This is a genomic window from Streptomyces venezuelae ATCC 10712, from assembly GCF_008639165.1.
GTDB lineage: Bacteria > Actinomycetota > Actinomycetes > Streptomycetales > Streptomycetaceae > Streptomyces > Streptomyces venezuelae.
Map to the genome: position 1 here is coordinate 141,379 of NZ_CP029197.1, position 21,668 is coordinate 163,046.

17 protein-coding genes are annotated in these 21,668 nt (G+C 71.3%); 10 read left to right on the plus strand and 7 right to left on the minus strand.

What is annotated here, in order from left to right:
* The first annotated feature begins 91 nt into the window (after positions 1–91).
* Positions 92–1,612 carry a catalase gene (locus DEJ43_RS00660; protein ID WP_015031348.1) on the plus strand — a complete coding sequence of 507 codons (1,521 nt, stop codon included), beginning with the start codon at positions 92–94 and terminating at the stop codon, positions 1,610–1,612.
* A 162-nt stretch (positions 1,613–1,774) separates the two neighbouring features.
* Here the strand turns inward: DEJ43_RS00660 and DEJ43_RS00665 are convergent, their stop codons facing one another.
* From DEJ43_RS00665 to DEJ43_RS00675, 3 genes are all read right to left on the minus strand, one after another.
* Positions 1,775–2,917, minus strand: coding sequence for a mechanosensitive ion channel family protein (locus DEJ43_RS00665; RefSeq protein ID WP_041661913.1), 1,143 nt, complete (start codon positions 2,915–2,917; stop codon positions 1,775–1,777).
* Positions 2,918–3,019: 102 nt separating this feature from the next.
* Positions 3,020–4,015 (minus strand): glutathione S-transferase family protein, encoded by a 996-nt coding sequence (locus DEJ43_RS00670; RefSeq protein ID WP_015031350.1) that lies wholly within the window; start codon positions 4,013–4,015, stop codon positions 3,020–3,022.
* Entirely contained in the window at positions 4,005–5,129 is a 1,125-nt protein-coding gene (locus tag DEJ43_RS00675) for a YihY/virulence factor BrkB family protein (RefSeq protein WP_015031351.1), read from the minus strand. The genes DEJ43_RS00670 and DEJ43_RS00675 overlap by 11 nt, the downstream gene beginning before the upstream one ends.
* A gap of 139 nt (positions 5,130–5,268) precedes the next feature.
* Between DEJ43_RS00675 and DEJ43_RS00680 the strand changes: the two genes are divergently transcribed.
* Complete coding sequence (locus DEJ43_RS00680) at positions 5,269–6,858, plus strand: outer membrane protein assembly factor BamB family protein (RefSeq protein ID WP_015031352.1); 1,590 nt, start codon at positions 5,269–5,271, stop codon at positions 6,856–6,858.
* 18 nt (positions 6,859–6,876) lie between these two features.
* Here the strand turns inward: DEJ43_RS00680 and DEJ43_RS00685 are convergent, their stop codons facing one another.
* Positions 6,877–7,464, minus strand: a complete 588-nt coding sequence (locus tag DEJ43_RS00685) for an SMI1/KNR4 family protein (RefSeq protein WP_015031353.1) — start codon at positions 7,462–7,464, stop codon at positions 6,877–6,879.
* A gap of 157 nt (positions 7,465–7,621) precedes the next feature.
* On the opposite strand from DEJ43_RS00685, the gene DEJ43_RS00690 reads away from it, so the two are divergent.
* From DEJ43_RS00690 to DEJ43_RS00700, 3 genes are all read left to right on the plus strand, one after another.
* Positions 7,622–8,110 carry a hypothetical protein gene (locus DEJ43_RS00690; RefSeq protein ID WP_015031354.1) on the plus strand — a complete coding sequence of 163 codons (489 nt, stop codon included), beginning with the start codon at positions 7,622–7,624 and terminating at the stop codon, positions 8,108–8,110.
* Positions 8,111–8,206: 96 nt separating this feature from the next.
* Complete coding sequence (locus DEJ43_RS00695; protein WP_015031355.1) at positions 8,207–8,761, plus strand: hypothetical protein; 555 nt, start codon at positions 8,207–8,209, stop codon at positions 8,759–8,761.
* Positions 8,758–9,939, plus strand: coding sequence for an MAB_1171c family putative transporter (locus tag DEJ43_RS00700; protein WP_145953682.1), 1,182 nt, complete (start codon positions 8,758–8,760; stop codon positions 9,937–9,939). Before DEJ43_RS00695 ends, DEJ43_RS00700 begins: the two co-directional genes overlap by 4 nt.
* A gap of 80 nt (positions 9,940–10,019) precedes the next feature.
* Here the strand turns inward: DEJ43_RS00700 and DEJ43_RS00705 are convergent, their stop codons facing one another.
* Entirely contained in the window at positions 10,020–12,071 is a 2,052-nt protein-coding gene (locus tag DEJ43_RS00705) for a trypsin-like serine protease (RefSeq protein ID WP_015031357.1), read from the minus strand.
* A gap of 514 nt (positions 12,072–12,585) precedes the next feature.
* On the opposite strand from DEJ43_RS00705, the gene DEJ43_RS38490 reads away from it, so the two are divergent.
* A complete protein-coding gene (locus DEJ43_RS38490; RefSeq protein ID WP_015031358.1) occupies positions 12,586–16,689 on the plus strand; it encodes a polymorphic toxin-type HINT domain-containing protein in 4,104 nt (1,367 codons plus the stop codon).
* 1 nt (position 16,690) lies between these two features.
* The gene (locus DEJ43_RS00715; RefSeq protein WP_015031359.1) at positions 16,691–17,158 is read left to right on the plus strand and encodes a hypothetical protein; all 468 of its coding nucleotides are present in this window, start codon (positions 16,691–16,693) and stop codon (positions 17,156–17,158) included.
* A gap of 119 nt (positions 17,159–17,277) precedes the next feature.
* On the opposite strand, the gene DEJ43_RS00720 is transcribed toward DEJ43_RS00715, so the two are convergent.
* Entirely contained in the window at positions 17,278–18,132 is an 855-nt protein-coding gene (locus tag DEJ43_RS00720; protein WP_015031360.1) for a LysR family transcriptional regulator, read from the minus strand.
* 69 nt (positions 18,133–18,201) lie between these two features.
* Here DEJ43_RS00720 and DEJ43_RS00725 point away from each other — a divergent pair, with 69 nt between their 5' ends.
* The 3 genes from DEJ43_RS00725 to DEJ43_RS00735 all read left to right on the plus strand — a co-directional run bounded on the left by DEJ43_RS00725 (position 18,202) and on the right by DEJ43_RS00735 (position 21,075).
* Complete coding sequence (locus DEJ43_RS00725; RefSeq protein WP_015031361.1) at positions 18,202–19,089, plus strand: EamA family transporter; 888 nt, start codon at positions 18,202–18,204, stop codon at positions 19,087–19,089.
* Between the two features lie 74 nt (positions 19,090–19,163).
* Entirely contained in the window at positions 19,164–20,531 is a 1,368-nt protein-coding gene (locus tag DEJ43_RS00730; protein WP_015031362.1) for a mycothione reductase, read from the plus strand.
* A 55-nt stretch (positions 20,532–20,586) separates the two neighbouring features.
* A complete protein-coding gene (locus DEJ43_RS00735; protein WP_015031363.1) occupies positions 20,587–21,075 on the plus strand; it encodes a flavin reductase family protein in 489 nt (162 codons plus the stop codon).
* Between the two features lie 50 nt (positions 21,076–21,125).
* Here the strand turns inward: DEJ43_RS00735 and DEJ43_RS00740 are convergent, their stop codons facing one another.
* Positions 21,126–21,578, minus strand: a complete 453-nt coding sequence (locus DEJ43_RS00740) for a MarR family winged helix-turn-helix transcriptional regulator (protein WP_015031364.1) — start codon at positions 21,576–21,578, stop codon at positions 21,126–21,128.
* Between the last annotated feature and the right edge of the window lie 90 nt (positions 21,579–21,668).

Sequence of the window (21,668 nt, forward strand, 5' to 3'; positions counted from 1 at the left end):
GACGGAGAACGGCTCTGCGCGCCGGTCCCACGCGGCCGGCCCCGGCCGGCGAGCGCGCCACCGTGCAGCATGAGGAAAGGCAGTACGACCGATGACCGACAGCCGACCCTCCACCACGACCGACTCCGGCGCCCCGGTGGAGAGCGACGAACACTCGCTGACCGTGGGCCCGGGCGGTCCCCTCCTGATGCAGGACGCCTACCTGATCGAACAGATGGCGCAGTTCAACCGCGAGCGCATCCCCGAGCGCCAGCCCCACGCCAAGGGCAGCGGCGCGTTCGGCCACTTCGAGGTCACCCACGACGTCAGCCGCTACACCAAGGCCGCGCTGTTCCAGCCGGGGACCCGCACCGAGCTGGTCGCCCGCTTCTCCACGGTGGCCGGAGAGCGCGGCAGCCCGGACACCTGGCGCGACCCGCGCGGATTCGCGGTGAAGTTCTACACCTCCGAAGGCAACTACGACATGGTCGGCAACAACACGCCGGTCTTCTTCGTCAAGGACCCGATGAAGTTCCAGCACTTCATCCGGTCCCAGAAGCGCCGTGCGGACAACAACCTGCGCGACCACGACATGCAGTGGGATTTCTGGACCCTCTCCCCGGAGTCCGCCCACCAGGTCACCTGGCTGATGGGTGACCGTGGCATCCCGCGCTCCTGGCGCCACATGAACGGCTACACCTCGCACACGTACATGTGGATCAACGCGTCGGGCGAGCGGTTCTGGGTGAAGTACCACTTCAAGACCGACCAGGGCATCGAGTTCTTCACCCAGCACGAGGCCGACCAGATGGCGGCCGTCGACACGGACTACCACACGCGGGACCTCTTCGAGCACATCCGGGACGGGGAGTTCCCGAGCTGGACGCTGCACGTGCAGGTCATGCCGTACGAGGACGCCGCGACGTACCGGTTCAACCCGTTCGACCTCACCAAGGTCTGGCCGCACGGCGACTACCCGCTCATCCCGGTCGGCCGCATGACGCTCGACCGGAACCCCACCGACAACCACGCCGAGATCGAGCAGGCCGCCTTCCAGCCGAACAACCTCGTCCCCGGCATCGGCCCCAGCCCCGACCGGATGCTGCTGGCCCGGCTGTTCTCGTACGCGGACGCCCACCGCCACCGCATCGGCGCCAACTACCAGCAGCTCCCGGTGAACGCACCCGTCGTCGACGTCCACACGTACTCGAAGGACGGGGCGATGGCCATCCGCAAGACGACCGACCCGGTCTACGCCCCGAACTCCAAGGGCGGACCGGCCGCCGACACCGACCGCTACGGGACCCCGCCCAGCTGGACGGCGGACGGCGAGATCACCCGGGCGGCCTACGTCTCCCATCCGGAGGACGACGACTGGGGCCAGCCCGGCACCCTCGTGCGCGACGTGATGGACGACGCCGCCCGCGACCGTCTGGTGGACAACGTCGTCGGCCACCTCCTCAACGGGGTCTCCGAGCCCGTCCTCGAGCGTGCCTTCACCTACTGGACGAACATCGACAAGGCCGTCGGCGAGCGCATCGCCCAGGGGGTACGGGCCAAGGCCGACGAGAAGGACCCCAAGGCGTCCGACCAGGGCAACCCGGCCCGCCGCTCCATGCAGGAGAAGGCCTGACGAAGCACCCCGGCCGGCGTGCGGCGTGAGAGCGCACGCCGGCCGTCGTGTGCCTGAAAACGAAGCACCCCGCCGGCCGGCGTGTGGCCTGAAAAGGAAGCACGCCGGCCGACCGGCGTGCTGGCCTCACGAATCACCCCGCCCGGCCCTGGGGACACGGCTTCAGTCCGAAGACGTGTCCCCCGGCCGGGCGGGGCTCCGTGCGGGCTGACGGGGGCGGCGCTGGTGCGGCGCCCGGGCGTTCTCCCACGGCCGGACGAAGGCGTCCGCCGCGGGAGCGGTGACGACCTTGGGGAGGGCGCCCGGATGCTCCCGCGCGAGCCAGCCGACGAGCTCCTCCCGTACGGCACAACGCGTCGTCCACAGATCGTCGGCGTCCTTGGCGGTCACGATCGCCCGCACCGTGATGCCGGTCGGCGAGGTGTCGGTGACGGCGAGGTCCCAGCCCCGCCCGTCCCAGGTGTCGCACGTGGCGAGGAACTCCTTGAGGTGCGCCCGGACGAGCGGGACCGGCGTCGAGTGGTCGCAGTGCACGAACACCGACCCCGTCATCTCCGCGCCGCCGCGCGACCAGTTCTCGAACGGCCGCGAGGTGAAGTACGAGACGGGGAGCGTGACGCGGCGCTCGTCCCAGGTCCGGACCGTGAGGAAGGTGAGGGTGACCTCCTCCACGAACCCCCATTCGCCGTCCACGACGACGGTGTCGCCGATCCGGACCATGTCGCCGAAGGCGATCTGGAAGCCGGCGAAGAGGTTGCTCAGCGTCGACTGGGCCGCCACACCGGCCACGATGCCGATGATGCCGGCCGACGCGAGCAGGGACGTACCGAGGGTGCGGAACGAGGGGAAGGTGACGAGGGCCGCGGCCGCGGCGAGCACCCCGACGGCGACGGACACCACCCGCATGATCAGGGTGACCTGGGTACGGACCCGGCGGAGCCGTGCGGCGTCGCGTGAACGTCCCGCGTAGCGCGCGTACGAGGACTCGACGACCGCGGCGACCGTCCGTATCGCGAGCCAGGCTCCCCCGCCGATCAGGCACAGCAGCAGCACCCGGCTCACCGCACCCGCGTGCTCCTCCAGCGGCCCCCGTCCGGGCGACGCCATCGGGTAGGTCCACCTGAGCAGGGCGGCCAGCACGACCACGTACAGCGGCGTGCGGCAGCGGCGCAGCAGCCCCCACAGCGGGGTCTCCGGGTGTCTCGCGTCGGCGAACCGTGCCAGCAGGTCCGCCGCGCGGCAGATGGCGAAGGCGGCCAGCGCCGAACCGCCGACGGAGATCGCCAGTCGGATAACGCTCTCCATGTGCTCCCCAGTCGATGAGTCGGACAGGTTGGTCCCGTACGCCTCACCGCAGGCGAGCACGCCAAACATCCGCCGGAGGAGCCCGGCGTCACCGCCCGGCGGTCAGCCCGCCCGGCCCAGCCGCGGCACGCGCTCGGCCGGCGGCGGTGGCGGCGGCGGGGTCCCGTCGCCGAACGGGCGGCCGCCGAGCTGTTCCCGCCCGTGCGGCGAGAGCCAGCCGCTGGTGTCCGGGCCACGCGGGACGACGCCGGTCGGGTTGATGTCGTGATGGACGACGTAGTAGTGCGCCTTGATCTGCGCGAAGTCGATCGTGTCGCCGAAGCCGGGCGTCTGGAAGAGGTCCCGCGCGTACGCCCACAGGGCCGGGAGTTCGGTCAGCTTCTGCCGGTTGCACTTGAAGTGGCCGTGGTAGACGGCGTCGAAGCGCACCAGGGTCGGGAAGAGGCGGACGTCGGCCTCGGTGAGGGTGTCGCCGACCAGGTAGCGCCGGCCGGCGAGCCGCTCCTCCAGCCAGTCGAGCCGTGCCCACAGGCGCTGGTACGCCTTGTCGTACGCCTGCTGGCCGGCGGCGAAACCGCACTGGTAGACACCGTCGTTGACGTCCCGGTACACCTTGTCGGCCACGTCGTCGATCTCGTCGCGCCACCCCTCCGGATAGAGGTCGGGCGCTCCGTCCCGCTGGTGGGCCGCCCACTCGCTGCCCAGGTCGAGCGTGATCCGCTCGAAGTCGTTGGTCACGACCCGGCCGGTGGGGACGTCGACGATCGCGGGCACCGTGATGCCGCTCGGATAGCCCGGTTCGCGGCGGTCGTACGCCTCCCGCAGGGTCTCGATGCCGAGGACGGGGTCGCGGCCGCCGGGGTCCAGGTGGAAGCACCAGCTGCGCTCGTCGTGCAGGGGCCCGGCGATCCCCAGGGAGAGCACGTCCTCCAGTCCCATCAGCCGTCGGACGATGGCGCTCCGGTTCGCCCACGGGCAGGCCCGCGCGATGACCAGGCGGTAGCGCCCGGCCTCCACCGGGAAGCCGTCCCTGCCGTCCGCCGTGATCCGCGTGGTGATGTACGTGCGGTCGCGCTCGAACGAACCGTCACCGGTCATGGGCCCGCACCTTCCTCGTATGCCCATCGGGGCCGTTTCCGCCGCGGTCCACCCCGACCGCCGCACGCTCCTCCTCCTCGGACCACGAGCGGGTGTCCCGGGGTTCCACGTACGGCTCCTCGTCCGGCGGCATGCCGCCCGCCACCGCCCGTTGACGCAGGGTCTCCGCGTCGAACTCCAGGCCCAGGAGCACGGCCAGGTTGCTGATCCACAGCCAGATCAGGAAGACGACCACACCACCCATCGTGCCGTAGACCCTGTTGTACGTGGCGAACTCGGACACGTAGACCGCGAACCCGGCGGAGGCGGCCAGCCAGATCAGCAGGGCGAGGGCGCTGCCCGGGGTGATCCACCGCCAGCCCCTGCTCTCGACGTTCGGACTCGCCCAGTACAGGAGCGCGAGCATCATCGTCACCAGCACGACCAGAACGGGCCACTTGGCGATCGCCCAGACCGTCAGCGCTGAGTCGCCGACGCCCAGCAGGTCCCCCGCGCGGCGCGCCACCTCGCCGGTGAGGACGACGATCAGCGCGCTCGCCGCGGCCATGACCACCAGGAGCGCGGTCAGCCCCAGACGGACGGGCAGCACCTTCCAGAGCGGGCGGCCCTCCGGGACGCCGTAGACGCGGTTGGCCGAGCGCATGAACGCCCCCACGTATCCGGAGGCCGACCACAGGGCGAGCAGCACGCCGACCGTCGCCATGGCGGCTCCGGTACCGGGCGCCCCCTGAAGGTTCTCCACGGCCTGGTCGAGAACGTCGTGGGCGGGGCCCGGCGTGATCCCGCCGAAGCTCTCCAGGACCTTGTCCGTCGTCGACCGGCCGCTGACGCCGAGCAGCGAGACGAGCACGAGCAGCGCCGGGAAGAGGGCCAGCAGGCCGTAGTACGTGAGGGCGGCGGCCCGGTCCGTCAGCTCGTCGGACACGAACTCCCGCGCCGACCTCCGGAGGATCGCGAGCCAGGAACGCCGCGGCAGCTCGGCAGGCGAGTCGGGCGCGCGCCGCTCGACCTCGGGCCCGGGACCGACGTCCTCCGGTCTCGGCGCCTCACGAGGGGAGCAGGTGGGCGCGGCCACCGCCGCACGCTCTTCCTGAGGAACTTCACGGTCGGCCATGGACGGGCGGATACCCCCGCAGGGCCGGACTACGCCCTCCCGGGGGTCCTCGGTCAGGCGCCGTGTGAGGATGAGCTCATCCGACGTACGGGGAGGTCTCGGCCGCGTTCAACCCCGCCGCCCCCTGGGAGGACCCTGTATGACCCGCGTACCGATGGTCCGGCGCGTGTTCGGCGACGGCCCGTTCGCCGAGGTCGGTGAACCTGCTCTGACCGTCGTCGACGAGCGGTCGCGGACGGTCGCCGTGGGTGGGGACCTCGGGGGTGTCCAGTGGAGCGGCAGTGGGACCGCGGACGACCGCTGGACGGGGCATCGGATCGGGGTCTACGAGCGAGACGGGCTGCGGTGCCGGCACCTGGTCCGGTCCTGTTACCCGGTGCGGGCCCTCGCCTTCCACCCCGTTCTTCCCCTGTTGGCCGTGGGTACCGGGCGCTACGACGGCGGCTACTCGTTCGAAGGCGAGCTGCTGCTGATCCGCTTGGACTCCGGCGACGTGGTGTCCGCCCTGCCGTACCCGCGCGAGGTGCTCGGCGTGGAATGGCGCAGCGAGACGGAGCTTCGTCTGGCGTTGGCGCCGTGTGACGACTGGGAGAACCCACGGGCACACGAGGAGGGTCACGCGGTCGTTGTGGCCCGCTCGGACTGGGGCGTCGTCGGGCCGGGGTCGATCCGTGCCGAGGAGCTGGCCTCCCCCGCCGAGCCGTTCGTCCGGCCGGATCACAGCGCGGAGGCCCGTCGAGTCCTGACGGAGCTCGCGGCCTCGGCCGGTCGGCAGTGGTCCGTACGCAGACGGGTGTGGGCTGTCGAGGGTACGGAGGACGGTCGCGTACTGGCTGCTCTGGACGGGGTCCTGGCGGAGTCGTGGCTGCCGTCCGGGGACCTGCAATGGGTGGTGGACGACGAGGAAGGCGGCCGGCAGCTGGTTCCGGCCACCGACGGCACGTCGGTCTGGACGAACGCCGAACGCCGTGGCCGGCGCGGGGAAGGGCGCTGGGAGACGTCCCCGCCCCGGGTCGCCCGGATCGCCCTCGACACAGGGCAGGTACGGGAGACCCTGAGCCCCGGCGTGTTCACGGTGCTCGTCGCAGGCGACCGGAGGACGGTCCTCCGACCGTTGGGCGGCCGCCGCAAGCAGCCCGAACGGCTGATGATGTTCGACCTCGACGGTCCGGCGGACGGTCCGGAGGTCGGCCACTTCGACGTGTTCAACCACCCGTTCCCCGTCCGCCACCCGAGCCGCCCGTACGTTCTGGTCGGCACCGACCCGGACAAGCCGTACAGGGACAAATGGGTCACGGCCGTGGACGCCGATGGGACGTTGCGGCAGCTGTTCCCGCACTCCTGGGTACCGACGGAACATCACTTCGGGGGTCCCGCCGCCGAGATCGGGCACTCCCTGGTCTACGCCGGCGCGGTCCATCACGGCCACGGACTCCAACCCGGCGGCGCGTACACGGTGCGGCGCTCGCTGGACGGCTCGGTGCTGTGGCAGCACCGGGCCGACCATCCCGCCACCGCCCTCGACACCGACGGGCACACGGTCTACGTGGCCGACAACTCCGGCGCTCTGACCGCACTGGACGCCGACGACGGCTCGGTGCGCTGGCGCACAGAGCTGGAAGTCGCCGGAGTACCGACCACCGCACTGTCCCTCGCGGTGGCACCCCAAGGGCACCTGCTCATCGGAACGGTCGACGGCCGGATCCTGGAGTGCACGCCACGCCAGTGAGCCCGACCGTTCCGAGGCTCAGAGCTTCCGAGCCATGCGGTAACTCCGTGGATGCGCGTGAAGCCGCGGCGAGGTGAGTTCCAGGGCCCGGTTGTCGCGTCCGGCGCTCATGTGGCGGAGCCAGCGTTCGTACCAGTCGAGGAAGTCGGCGGCGGAGGAGACGTTGGGGCCCCAGTATCCGTCGCCGTTGCCTATGAGGACGCGGCCGGTGAGGGGGCCGGTCACCGCGATGACGCAGACGTCGGAGCAACCCATCTCGATGATGTGGAGGAAGAGATCACCTCCGTCGCCGCGTGGGTTTCTCCCGTCGAAGCCCCGGGGTGTCCCTGGTTCTCCGCGCGGATTCATGACCAGGAGGGAACATCGCTCCAGCGGCAGGAGGCCGTAGAACGGCGACGCCCCTGAGCCGCCGAGGTGGGTGAGGAACTGCCGGTAGGCGTCGGGCAGGGCGATGGCGTGCTCGGCCTCGAACGCGGCGAGGTGTGCTTCCGCCAGCTTCGGACCGAGGCGGAACCCGTGCTTCTCTTCTCCGAAGGAGTGACTGCGCAGGGGTTGGAAAGGGATCGCGGCCAGCTTGCGACGCAGGCGGGGTATGCGGGGATCCATCGTGCTCTTCTCTCGTGCACGTCAGCCTACCTACGGGTGGTCGTGGCCGGCCTGCCCGTCCGGGCACCGTCCTGTGCCCCGCCCGATGCACCCGGCGCCCGGCGCCCGTCCGCGCCCGGCGGATAGAGTCGGGGTGAGCGCAGGAGGTGGAACACACATGACCAAAGAGGGTTCTGACCCGCCCGAGGGCACGGCCGCTTCCGGCGAGGACGAGTCCTCCCCGGAGGCGGAGCTGCTCGGCCGGCGGATCGAGTACCTCTTCACCTACGTACAGCCACTGGGCCGGCGTTTCACGCTTCAGGAGGTCGTCGACGGGATCAAGGAAGCCGCGGGCCCCCATGACGCGAAGCTGTCCGTCGGCCGGCTGTGGGCCCTTGCCAAGGGCAAGGCGCCCAATCCGACGGTGGGAACGCTTCGGGTCCTGGGTGACTTCTTCGGCGTCCCGCTCGCCTACTTCATCGACGACGAGGTCGAGGCCAGGGTGTCGGCGCAGCTCGCGCTGATCGCCGCGATGCGCGCCAACGACGTGCGTTCGGTGGCGCTGCGGGCGGCCGCGGTGGCGACGATGTCCACGCAGGGCATCGAGGCGGTGCGCTCCGTGATCGAACGGGCACGGCCCGTTCCGAGCGAGCCACCGACCGTCTGACCTGTGCGTTGCCTGTGTAGAGTCTGGCGCCGGAGATCGTGGGCGGCCGTGCGGGGCCCCGCGATCGCATGAACGGCGAGAGGGAACTCGGGGCGCATGGACCGCCGTGACTGGCGTGAACTGAGGACGCGGTACGAAACCCTGATCGGACGCTTCACCCTCTCTCACCCCTTCCAGGTCGACGAGCTCTGCTCGGCCATCGCCGCGGAGCGCGGCCGGCCCCTCTACCTGCTCCCGATGCCCGCCGTCATGCCCGCCGGTGCCGGGGTGTGCGGCATGTGGGTGTCGTTCGGCACCTCCGACCACGTCTACTACAACGTGGTGACGAGCCGTCCGCACCAGACGCACATCGTGTTGCACGAACTGGCCCACATCCTGCTCGACCACCGTGAACCGTCCGCGCCCGAGCCGGGGATGCTCGCGCAGCTCTTCCCCGACCTGGACCCGGCCATGGCCGCCCGGCTGCTGGGACGGACGCGGACGAAGGCCACGACGCGGCAGGAGCAGGAGGCCGAGTTGCTGGCCTCCGTGATGTGGCAGCACTTCAACGTCGCACCGGCGGCCGCCGCGTCGGCTCCCCCCGAAACGGCCGACACCCTCAACCGGGTGATCGGCGCCTTGTCCCGACGCACCACCCTGAGGCCCCGTTGAGGATTTTCGATCTCGTCGTCGTCCCGCCCCTGTGGCTGTTCGTGTGCTGGAAGGCGTCGGGGCTGCGCTCGGCGCCGCGACAGGACCGCCTCATGTGGCTGATGTGGGCGCTGTGGGCCGTCGCGTTCACCATCGGCGTGCCCGCGGTCCGCCGGGTCGTCGACGCGGCCGTGGGGGTTCCGAGCTTCACGAACCTGCCGGTCCACATGCTGTCGCTGTGCGCGATGGGGGCGCTGTTCGAGTTCATCCGCGAGGCGACCGGGGCCCGGGGGCACCGGCTCTCGGGGCTGCGCTGGGTCCTGCTGGGTCTGGCGGAGGCCGGGCTGATCTGCACCTTCGCCGCGAGTCCGCTCCCTGACGGTGAGACGGACCTGGTGACCGTGACCGGGTCGCCGATGATCACCGCGTACTGGATGATCTTCCTCGGGTACATCCTGTACGGGGTGCTCAGCGCGATCCGGCTGTGCTGGCGGTACGGGCGGCACGCCGCGCCCGGCCCGACCCGGACGGCGATGCGGCTGCTGGGACTGGCCAGCTCCTTCGGGGTGCTGTACGTCGCCCACCGGCTCGCTCACCTGGTGGCCGGGCTCACCGGGCGGAGCCTGACCGGCGCTCCCGGGGTGGTCGTCACCACGCAGGTCCTCCTGGCGTGCACCCTGCTGCTGCTCGTGGCCAGTGTCAGTTGGCCGTTCCTCGCCGGGTGCGCGACGCGGGCCCGGTTGCGCCGGCAGGTGAGGGCCATCCGTCCGTTGTGGCGGCTCCTGACGGAGTCGACGCCGGAGGTGGTCCTTCCGCTGCCCGAGGGTCTGCACAAGGACATCGACATGGTCCGCTACCGGTGCGTCATCGAGATCCGCGACAGTGCCCTCGCCCTGTCCGGTCACGTCTCGCGGGAGCAACTCGAAGCCGTACGGCGCGCCTTGGCGGCATCGGGGCTCCGCGGTGCCGAGCGGGACGCGACGGCCGAGGCGGCCGTCCTACTGTACGCGGCGCGGGCCGAACGCGCCGGTGAGCCGCCCCGGTTCCCCGAGCAGGCCGTGGTGCGGGAGGGCGGCGACCTCGACACCGACGCCGCGTGGCTGCGGAAGGTCGCGGCGGCCGTCCGCTCGTCCGCGGCGGAAGCGGCCGTCGCTCGGCTGCGCGCGGACGCGGACGCCGCGGTCCTCGCGGCCGAATGACGGCGGCGCCGGTCTCCAGGACCGAAGTCCTGGAGACCGGCGCCTTGTTCACGCTCCGGCCGGTGTGGCGCGGGCGGGTGTCAGCCGTTCCAGGTGCCCGTGATGGCGTGCGCGCCGGGGGCCGCGGGCAGTCCCTGGAGGGGGACGGTGCCGGTGGTGGCCCAGGTGCGGTCGGCGTGCCGGACGGTGTGGAGGAGCTTGCCGTCGGCGGTGGTGACGGTCACGACGACCTCGCCGTCGACGGTGGCGGTGGCGACGGACTTGGCGGTGACCGTGCCGAGGATGCTCTTGATCTCGGTCAGCGGGGACCAGGTGCCGTTGAAGTTGCGGATCGCGTGGTACTGGCGGGCGCCGTTGTCGGTGGCGATGACGATGTGCGTCTCGTCCCCGGAACCGGTCATGCTGACCGAGGTGATCGGACCGGTCGGGCCGGCGGCGTCTGCGACGTTGCCCCAGCCGAGCCAGTTGCCGTTCGACTGACGGATGGTGTGGTAGGCCTTGCCGCCGCTGATGGTGGTGACCTGGAGCTCACCGCGGACCACGGCGGTGGCCGCGGCCGTCACGTTGGCGACCTTCCCGGAGGTGATGTCCTTGAACGGCGTCCAGTGACCGGTCGCGTTGCGGACGGTGTGGAAGGCCTTGCCGTCGGCGACCGCGACGACGTGCAGGTCGTAGCCGACGTTCGAGGCGGTGACGCCGGTCAGGTTGCCCAGGGCGTTGGCCGCGCCGAAGACGTCGCCGAAGGTGCCCCAGGTGCCGTCCTGCTTGCGGATCGTGTGGAAGAGCCCGCCGGCGGTCGTGACGGCCAGGACGTGGCTGTCACCGTTCATCCCGACGACCGCCGTGCCGCGGATCGCGCCGATGCTGCCGGCGCCCTGCGTCTGAACGTCCTTGAAGCCGGTCCAGGAACCGTCCGCCAGCCGGATGCCCTGGTAGAGGCTGCTGCCCGACTGGACCAGGGCCTGCGTGCGCCAGCCCGGAGACAGCGCACGGACCCGCTGGATCCAGTCGCCCTGATCGTCGACACGCGTGCTGAACGCGCCGGACCGAGTCTCGTTGCTGCCCAGGCAACCACCCTCGAAGCCGCGGCTGACCACGCCGACGAGGGTCGGCTTGTCGGCCATCATGCGCAGCGTCGACGCACCCGCGTCGCCCTTGCAGACGGTCGCGTCGGCCGGGGTCTTCGCGGTCAGGTCGAAGCCGGTGGCGGCGGTCGCTCCGACACTGAAGGCGGCGCTGTGCCGGCTGACGGGGCCCCAGCCGTCCTTGGTACGGCCGTAGCCGACGACGTCGAACGCCTCACCGGTCGTGGGGGCGGCCGAGGAGACGAAGACGGGCGTGATGCCCGTGGCCGGGTTCGCGAGGCGCACCATGACCAGGTCGCGGTCCGGGTGCGGAACCAGCTGGGTGGCGTCGGTGGTGAAGCCGGTGCCCGACATGATCCAGGCCTTGCCGACGGAGACCTTGGTCTTCTCCTTCGGCGTCCCTGCCTCGACGGTGTTGCTCTCGGCGGGCTTGTCGGCGAAGCAGCTCTTGGCGGTGATCACCCAGTACGGGTCCACGAGCGCGCCGGAGCAGCGCTTGGTGTCGCCGATCTCCAGCTTGGCGTTGAACTTGAGCACCTCGTCGTTGAGGGGCTGACCGGCCATCCGCGCGCCGGAGGAACCGGTGATGCGCATCTCGAGCAGGACGGCCTGCTTGGGGTCGACGGGGTCGGCCTCGCCGAAGCCCTTGGAGGTGTCCTCGGGAATGCTCAGGGTGCTGGTGGTTCCGCCGATGGAGACGCTGGCGTTGATGTCCCGGTCGACGGTCTCGATCCGGTACGCCCGCGGGATGTTGACGGCCAGGTAGCCGGTGTTGTGGGCCTTGAAGCAGATCCTGGAGTCGCTCGTCTTCAGGTTCCGCGCCCAGACCATGATCTGGTACGGCTCGGAGCAGCTGGTGTGGTCGATGTTCCCGTCACCGGCGATGAGGCTGGCGCCGGTGGCTGCCAGGATCTCGTCGCCGTACGGGTACGTCCCGTCCTCGACGGCGAAGGGAGCGCCGGCGTTCGCGGGCACTGCCTCGACCGACGACGCGGTCTGCGCGGGTGCCCCCAGTACGACGGCCGTGGTGGCGGTGGCAGCAGCCACCCATCTACGAGTGCGCAAGGCGATGACTTCACTTTCCTGAAACCAGTCTCACCACGTGTACGTGAAGGCGAGACGAACCCGACACTTCCGGGTCACGACAACTTGCAGTCCGCTCCGTTGCGGACTGACAGAACCGGCCTGGGGAGCCGCGCCGCAGCATAGCCAGGATTTTCATTGAAGTGAATCTCAAGCCGAACGGGCGGAATCGGAACGCCATACTCCGCTTCCGTGGGGCCAAGGGCCGGGCCGAGGGGGGAGCCGAGGGAGACAACTCCCCCGCGGTGTGCGACCCTTGGCCCTCGCCCCGTGCTGCTGGTGCACCACGGGGCGCTGGGGGGCCGGAGTATCCGGATCTCAGCCTGTCGCCGCTCCGCCTGGGAAGCGTCATCGAGCGGCCCGCAGGCCTCCGCGGTCGCGCGCAGGAACACCGACGTCCACAGGACCCACCGTCGTGGCTCCTGGACCGTCCCGTGCGCGCAGGACCGCGGCTTCGTACACCCGAGGGGAAGATTTCGTGCGTCTGAAAACACCACAGCGGTCCAGCGGCAGAGGGAGGAGAGCCCTGTCCGGGCCCGGCCTGCTCGGCCGAGGCCTGCTGCCCATCGCGCTGGTCGCAGGGCTCGTCTCCGCCACACCCGCGGCCGCCGAAGGCCCCGTCGCCCCGCCCCTCACCGCACGTCAGCAGGTCGTACAGCTGTGGCAGAACGGCGGCCCGGCCGTGAAGTCCGCGTCCGGGGCGGCGCTCGTCGGCGATGACGAGCAGATCCGCAAGTACCTGGCCGAGGGCCAGAAGGTGGCCGAGCAGCTCGACCTGCGCGAGGCCGCGCTCAAGCTCGTCACCGAAGCGGGCGCCGGCGTCAGCGAGGCCGCCGCCAAGGCCCTCGAGGGCACCCCCGAAGAACTCGCCACCTTCATGAGGACCGGCTGGCAGCAGCCGCTCGCCGACGACCAGCGCGTCGAAGCCGCGCGCGCCGTCGAGTCGGGCGGCCCTGGCGTCCGCGAGGTCGGCAACGCGGCGATGCGCGGCTCGATCGACGACATCCGCGCGTTCCTGACCGAGGGCCAGTACAAGCAGCGCGACGACGACGCCCGCGTCCGGGTCGCCCAGATCGAGCTCACCGGTGGGCCCGCCACCAAGCGCGCCGCCGGCGAGGCGCTCCGCGCGGGCATCGCGGAGATCCGCGAGTTCCTCATGTACGGGCAGCACATCACCCACGCCCAGGATCGCGAACTCGCCACCATCCAGGACCTGGAAGCGCAGACCAAGGACGCCGGCATCGCGGCCGCGAAGGCCAAACAGACCGCGCAGGAAGAATCCGAGAAGGCCAAGACGGCCGCCAGGCTCGCCAAGCTGGAGACCGCCAAGGCCGCCGCCGAGTCCGCGCTCGCCAAGACCGACGCGGTCCGCGCCAAGGACGCCGCCCGCCGCGCCGCCGAATCCAGTCGCCGCGCCGCCTCCGCCGCCCGCACCGCCATCACGGCCGCGAGGGCCGCCAACGCCGCCGCTCAAGCGGCCGCCATGGCCGCCGACAACGCCGCCGGAGCCGCCCTCCAGGCGTCGAAGGCGACGACCCGCGCCTGGGAGGCGGCCGGCTCCGCGGAGGACCACGAGCAGGCAGCGGCCTACGCCGACGAGGCCGCCGCCGTCGCCTCCCGGATCGCCGACTCCACCGACGCGGTGAAGGAGACCGCGCGACAGCTGCAGCTCGTCATGCAGGCGACGTACGACGCCATCAAGGACATGCACCTCTCGGCGGACGAGGCCATGCAGTCCGCGAAGTGGGCCAAGGAGTCCGGCGTCGAGTACGGCGCCGCCCAGGCCGCCGCCGCCGCCACCCGCCGCCACGCCGCCGAGGCCAAGCGCGCGGCCGACGCCGCCGTGGCGTACGCCGCCGACGCGGCCAACGCCGCCGGTGACGCCGCCGCCGCGGCCCGTTCCGCCGCCGGCCATGCCCGCAAGGCGGCCGCGGCCGCACGCGCGGCCGCCGGGCACGCCGGCGACGCGCAGGAAGCCGCGAACCGGGCGAAGACCGCCGCGGCGGGAGCACTCACGGCCGCCCAGACCGCCGAAGCCGCCGTCAAGCAGGCCGAGACCGTGCAGGTGACGGCCCGCAAGACCGAGGCCGAAGAGATCGCCGCCCGCACGCGCACCCTGGTCAACGAAGCCAGGGACGCGTCGGAGATCTACAACGAGGCGAAGGCCGAGATCGTCCGCGTCTCCCAGCAGGCCGTCAAGCTCGACATCGACTTCATGCAGCTCGCCGACCAGGCCCGCCAGCCCGGCGCGAACCCCGCTCTCATCGCCACCACCGGCCGCAAGATGGCCCTGATCGCGATGCAGACCCGTGGCCCCTGGAGCCGCGCCGCCGCCGAGGCAGCCCTCGCCGGCGACGACGCCACCGTCGTGGCGTACGCGAGCACCGGCTGGAAGTCGGCCGACGCGCAGGACGAGCGCGAGCTGGTCAACAACCTCGCCCAGACCGGCGCCTACGAAGACCTGCGCAAGGCCGCGGTCACCGCCCTGGCCGGCACGCCCGCCCAGGTCCACACCTTCCTGACCACCGGCCAGTACCAGGCAGCGGCCGCCGACAACCGCATCGCGGTGTCCCGCATCGCCGAAGCCGGCGGCACGGGCGTCAAGGAGGAGGCCAAGAAGGCCCTCGACAACCCCGACCCCAAGGCCCTGGACACCTTCCTCACCAGCGGCCAGCACCAGGCACGGCTCGAAGACGACCGCGTCAAGGTCTCGGCCCACGCCGAAGGCGGCACCCCCGAGGTCAAGGCGGCGGCCGAAGCCGCGCTCGCCAGCCCCGACACGAACCTGCGCACCTTCCTCGAGTCCGGCCTCTACCGCGCGCAGCGCCGCGACCAGCTGAACGCCGCGCACGTCGCGCAGGTCAAGGCCATCATCGCGGGCGCCAGCCAGATCGCCGCCCGCGCGTACGAGGACGCCTACCACGCGGCCGAGAGCGCGGCCCTCGCCCAGGGCTACGCCGACCAGGCGAGGGAGCACGCCAACACGGCGGCCGCCTACGCCAACACGGCCGCCGGCTGGGCCGACCAGGCCGCCCAGTCCGCCACGAGCGCCCGCAACTCCGCCAACGCCGCCGCGGCCTCCGCGTCCACCGCCCGCGCCGCCGAGAAGCGGGCCGCCGACGCCGTTCGCCGCGCCGACAACTCGGTCACGGCCGCCGGCGCCAGCTTCAAGGCCGCCCTCGGATACGCCGAGGACGCCTTCCGGGCCGCCGAAGAAGCCCGGATCTCCGCCGTCAACGCCGGCGCCAGCAGCGAAAGCGCGCAGGTCACCCATAACGAGACCATCGACCGCTACATGCGGGACCAGTACCAGAAGGCGGTACAGGAGAAGCTGCGCGCGGAGGCGGAGCAGAAGCGCAAGCTCATCAAGCTCGGCTTCGGCATCGTGAACTTCCTCCTCACCAAGCAGCTCCCCGCGGACACTCCCCTCGGCGTCCGACTGGACGCCATCCACTTCGGCCTCGACATCCTCGGCATGGTCCCGGTCTTCGGCGAGGTCGCCGACGGACTCAACTGCGGCATGTACGCGATGGAAGGAACCGTCGAGTACTTCCACCCCATCGGCCGCGAAGGGGCGTGGCTCGACGCGGGACTCGCCTGCGCCTCCATGATTCCGATCGGCGGCTGGGCCACCACCCCCTTCAAGTTCGCCCGGTACGCGGAGAAGTACGGCCCCGACGCGAAGAAGCTCTTCGACGACTTCTCCAACCTCCTCAAGAAGGCGCCCAGCTGCCCGGGGATGAAGAACAGCTTCCCGGCCGGCACCCGCGTCCTCATGGGCGACCGGACCACGAAGCCCATCGAGCAGATCCGTGTCGGTGACACGGTCCAGGCCGCCGACCCGGTCACCGGCGCGTCCGGCCCCCGTCGCGTCGAGGCCACCGTCTACACCCCCGACGACCGCGACTTCACCGACATCACCCTGAGCGCCGCTCGCGGTGAGGGCAAGGTCACCGCCACCGACCACCACCCCTTCTGGTCCGAGAAGACCAGGACGTGGACCGACGCGGCCGACCTGAACGCGGGCGACACCCTCCGCACGGCCACCGGCGACATCGTTCAGGTGGAGAAGGTCCACCGGTGGAAGACCCTCCAGCCGGCCTACAACCTCTCCGTCAACGACCTGCACACGTACTTCGTGCTGGCGGGTGCGACTTCGGTCCTGGTCCACAACACCACGCCCTGCCCCAACCTCTTCGACATCCACGTGGAAGCGGACGGCAAGCTGTACAACGGGTGGCAGCATGTTCTGGCGCGGCACATCAAGGGGAGCCCCGAAAATACGAAGGAGAAGACCTTCTTCCATCTCGAAGGACGGGACGGCCCCCTTTCACAGGGGGATCTCGACGACATCGCCGAGTTGATCAGAGAGACCGTCGAGGACGGAATATCCTTCCCCAACACGGGGGTGAACCCGGACGGTTCGCTGCGGGACGGGACCAAGTATCAACTCGACTTCGGAGACGAAGTCATCGGCAGGAATCACGATGGCGTCGACCTCCATCACATCGAAGTGATCGTTGCCCCTGACGGCACACTCCGTACCGCATATCCGATCCTTTCGCGCCACTACAGGGGCTGAGATGACCGCATCACAGGAAATGGAATGGGTCCTGGCCGGGGCCGGGTGGGCCAGGTGGCGCTGGTCGCTGGAGGGTGAGACGCACCAGTTCGGCGTCTCGTACACCGGCCAAGCGCTCGAGACCCTCCTGGACGCCACGGCCGACCTGCGGCTGGGGGCCCGCTTCACCTACGCGACGCTGGAGTCCGAGCCCGAAGGCTGGCGCGTGTTCTTCGCGGCCGCCGGCGAGGAAGTCTTCGTCCAGGTCGTCCAGTACCCGTACATGCAGGACGAGTTCCGCTGGAACGACGCCGTCCTGCTGTGGGCCAAACGGATCGACATGCGGAGTTTCATCGAAGCGGTGCGCGGCATGATGGACGATCTCCTGGCCAAGCACGGTCGAGACGGCTATGCGCGCGAATTCGGAAAGCCCTTCCCGGCCGACCAGTACGAGCGGCTGACCGGAGAAGGGGGCCATAGGGAGAGCTAAAAGCTGTCCCGGAAACAATCTCCGAGCCACATACCGGGGTAGCCGCCGTCGGCATGACCGCAAGGGTCATGCCGACGGCGGCTTGTTTCCGCCGCGACCGCCGCTGACGTCTCCGCGGCTCACGCCTCGCGGTACAGGGCGGTCAGCAGTTCGATCACGCTCTGGGCAGCCGGGTGGGGGTCGTCGCGCCACCAGGCCAGTCGTACCGCGACCGGCTCGGCGTCGCGCACCGGGCGGTAGACCACGCCGGGGCGGCGGTACTGGCTGGCGGTGGCCTCCGCGCTCATGCCCATGCGCCGGCCGGTGGAGATCGCGGTGAGCCAGTCGTCCACGTCGTACGTCTCCTCGGTCGCGGGGCGCGAGTCCGGCGGCCACAGCTCCGGGGTCGTGGTGCCGGTGCGCCGGTCGATCAGCAGGGTGTGGCCGCTCAGGTCCGCCAGACGCAGCGACCGGCGCCTGGCCAGCGGGTCGTCGGCGGCCATCGCGCACAGCCGCCGTTCGAGTCCCACGATCGCCGAGTCGAAGCGGCGGTCCTCCAGCGGTCTGCGGAGCACGGCCAGATCGCACGAGCCCTCCGCGAGTCCGGCGGTCGCGGAGTTGACCCGGACCATGTGCAGTTCGGTCCCCGGGTGCGCCGCGGCCCACCGACGCTGGAAGGCCGGGGTGTGGCGGCCGAGGGCCGACCACGCGTAGCCGATCCGCAGGACGTGCCGGCCCGCCGTCGCCTCCCGTACCAGCTCGTCCGCCGCCGCGAGGACCCGCCGCGCGTGTGTCACCACGCGCACCCCGGCGCCCGTCGGGGCCACCGACCGGGACGTGCGCCGCAACAGCCGTACGCCGAGCGCCCGTTCCAGCGACGCCAGGGTCCGGGAGACGGCCGCCTGCGAGACGCCGAGCGCCAGCGCGGCGTCCGTGAAGGTGCCCTCGTCGACGATCGCGACGAGACAGCGCAGCTGCCGCAGTTCCACATCCATGACTCAAGCGTATAGATCGGTTGCGTACATGCATTATGTGCAAGGACCGCCGGGCGCCACCATCGGCGCATGCAGACAGCCCCGGCCGGACCCGCTCCGGCGACACGCAGCGAGCCGACCCACCACCGCACCTCACCGGCCGGTGTGGCCGCGATGCTCGGCAGCGGCCTGTCGAACCAGATCGGCGCCGCGACCGGCTCCCTCGCCTTCCCCGTTCTCGGCCCCGTGGGGGTCGTCGCGGTCCGCCAGTACGTCGCCGCGGCGGTCCTGCTGGCCGTCGGCCGGCCCGCGTTGCGGAGCTTCACCTGGCAGCAGTGGCGGCCGGTCATCCTGCTGGCGGTCGTCTTCGGCACGATGAACCTGTCCCTGTACACCGCCATCGACCGCGTCGGCCTCGGGCTCGCCGTCACCCTCGAGTTCCTCGGCCCGCTCGCCATCGCCCTGGCCGCGACCCGCCGCCGGGTCGACGCGGTGTGCGCCCTGATAGCGGCGGCCGGTGTCGTCACCCTCATGCGCCCGCAGCCCTCCACCGACTACGTCGGGATGGGCTTCGGCCTGCTCGGGGCCGTCTGCTGGGCCTCGTACATCCTGCTCAACCGGACGGTCGGCAGCCGCGTCCCCGGTGCGCAGGGCGCCGCGGCCGCCGCGCTGCTGTCGGCGCTGACGTTCCTGCCGGTCGGGCTGTACGTCGTGCTGCGTCACCCGCCGACCGTCGCGTCCCTCGGGTACGCGGTCGCCGCGGGTGTCCTCGCCTCGGCCGTGCCGTACCTGGTGGACCTCTTCACGCTGCGCCACGTTCCGGCCGCCGCCTTCGGCCTGTTCATGAGCGTCAACCCCGTGCTCGCGGCCCTGGTCGGCTGGCTCGGCCTCGGACAGGGCCTCGGCTGGATCGAGGGGGCGGCCATCGGAGCCGTCGTGGGCGCGAACGTCCTCAGCATCCTCACCGCGCGCCGCTGACTCCAGGGGAAGCCGGCGGGGCGGGCGGGTGCGTCGGTGTGGCGGTCCGGCGTAGGGCCTCATAGGCTGGCCGGATGCGTCACCACGATCTTGTCGTCATCGGTGCGGGATCCGGCAATGCCGTCATGGACGAATCGTTCGCCGATCTGGACGTGGCCATCGTCGAGGAGCGCTGGTTCGGCGGCACCTGCCTCAACTCCGGTTGCATCCCGAGCAAGATGCTCGCGTACACCGCGCAGGTCGCCCGGACCGTCCGGGAAGCCGGGGCGTACGACGTGGACGCCGAGTTGAGGGCGGTGCGCTGGCGCCAGGTGCGTGACCGGGTCTTCGAGCGGCTGGACGCGCAACGAGACAGTGGCCGCCGGGCTCGTGTCCAGCAGGACTCGGTCACCGTGTACGAGGGCAGGGCCCGGTTCACCGGGCCCAAGAGCCTCCGGATCGACCGTGCGGACGGGGCCGTCGACATCAGTGCCGCCCAGATCGTCATCGCGGCGGGCGGCAGGCCCGCGATCCCCGGACCGGTGGCGGAGTCGGGCCTGCCGTACGAGACGTCCGACACCGTCATGCGGATCGACGCCCCGCCCCGGCACCTGGCGATCCTCGGGGGCGGCTACATCGCCGCGGAACTGGCCGAGGTGTTCGCCGCGGCGGGCAGCTCCGTCACCGTCGTGGAGAAGGAGGAGCGCCTGCTCGGCCCCCAGGACGAGACGGTCGCGGAGCGGTTCACCGAACTGGTCCGCTCCCGCTACGACCTGCGGCTCGGCCGCGAGCTCACGGCCCTCGACGGCAGCCCGGGGGCGCTCCGGCTGACCCTGGACGACGGATCGACGGTCGAGGCGGACATGCTGCTCGTCGCGGTGGGCCGGGTCCCGAACAGCGACCGGCTGAACCTGGACGCGGCCGGGGTCGCCACCCACGACGACGGCCGGGTGCGCGTCGACCGGCACCAGCGGACCACCGCGGACGGTGTGTTCGCCCTGGGGGACATCTGCTCACCGGTGCCCCTCAAGCACGTGGCCAACCGTGAGGCGGCGGTCGTCGCGCACAACCTCCGTCATCCTGACGACCTCGTCGCCGCCGACCACGGCGTGGTGCCGGCGGCGGTCTTCACCCAGCCCCAGATCGCCTCGGTCGGCGCCACCGAGCAGGAGTGCCGTGACAGGGGGCTGGACTACCGGGTGGGCACCGCCGGTTACGGCGACGTCGCCTACGGCTGGGCGATGGAGGACACCACGGGGTTCTGCAAGGTGCTCGCCGAGCCCGGCACCGGGCGTCTCCTCGGCGCCCATGTGATGGGAGCCGAGGCTTCGACGCTCATCCAGCCTCTCGTCCTGGCCATGACACTCGACATCGACGCCACCACGCTCGCCAAGTCCCCGTACTGGATCCACCCCGCGCTCACCGAAGTCGTGGAGAACGCCCTCCTCGACCTCGACCTGTGACGAGCAGCCGACCGACGGGGCCGCCGGGCCCTGCGGAACAGAGGGAGACGACGCCGTGACGGACCTGAGCCCCTTCACCGACGTGCACGACGGACCGATGTACGTGGTGACGGCGGCGGCCCGCGGCGAGGTCGCGGGATGCCTCGTGGGCTTCGCCTCGCAGTGCTCCATCGACCCGCCGCGGTTCACGGTGTGGCTGTCGGTCGCCAACCACACGTACCGCGTCGCGCGCGAGGCCGAACACCTCACCGTGCACCTGCTCCACCGGGACGAGCGGGCGCTGGCCGAACGGTTCGGCGAGGAGACGGGCGACCGGACGGACAAGTTCGCGGCCGTCGACTGGCGGCCGGGCGTGGCGGGCAGTCCGATCCTGGAGCGGCTGCGCACCTGGTTCACCGGCCGGATCGAGGGCCGCATCGAGGGCGGCGACCACGTCGGATTCCTCCTGGCACCCGTGGCGGTGTGCCCGCCGCACGAAGGACCACCGCCCGTACTGCTCCGCTACCGGGAACTGCGCGGCCTCGAACCGGGCCACCCGGCCTGAGACCACGGACCGGGTCCGTGGACCGGCGGGCTCGTCGCGAGTGGCTTCGGTCAGGCGGTGGGCGGGGCCAGGAAGACCCGTTCCAGCAGGGTGTACAGGCTCGCCCGGTCCTGCGCGCTGAGCCTGTCCAGGCCCTCGTGCGTGGCGTGCATCTTCGCGCGGATCGCGTCGGTGACGCGCTCGCCCTCGTCGGTGAGGATGACGTTCTTGACGCGCCGGTCGGAGGCACTCGCCTCGCGGCGTACGAGCCCTCGCTTCTCCAGCCGGTCGATGATGCCGGTCATGTTGGAGGCGTCGCAGGTCATCGTCTCGGCCAGCGCGCGCATGGCGGCGGGCCCCCGGCGCAGCACGGTCAGTGCCTTGCCCTGGCTCGCGGTGAGGTGCTCGCTCGCCGCCGCGACCGTGAAGTCGCCGTAGTAGACGCCGAGGGACACCGAGAACAGCTCCATGAGCTGGTCCGTGTCGACGCGGGGCGTTTCGGCGTGCGGAGGAGCTCCTGTCATGGAGACCACTCTAACCGCAAAAGCTTGACTATCTCAAGCAACTCCCTCTACGGTCCTCATTGCGTGAAGTTCTCAAGCATCAAGGTTGTC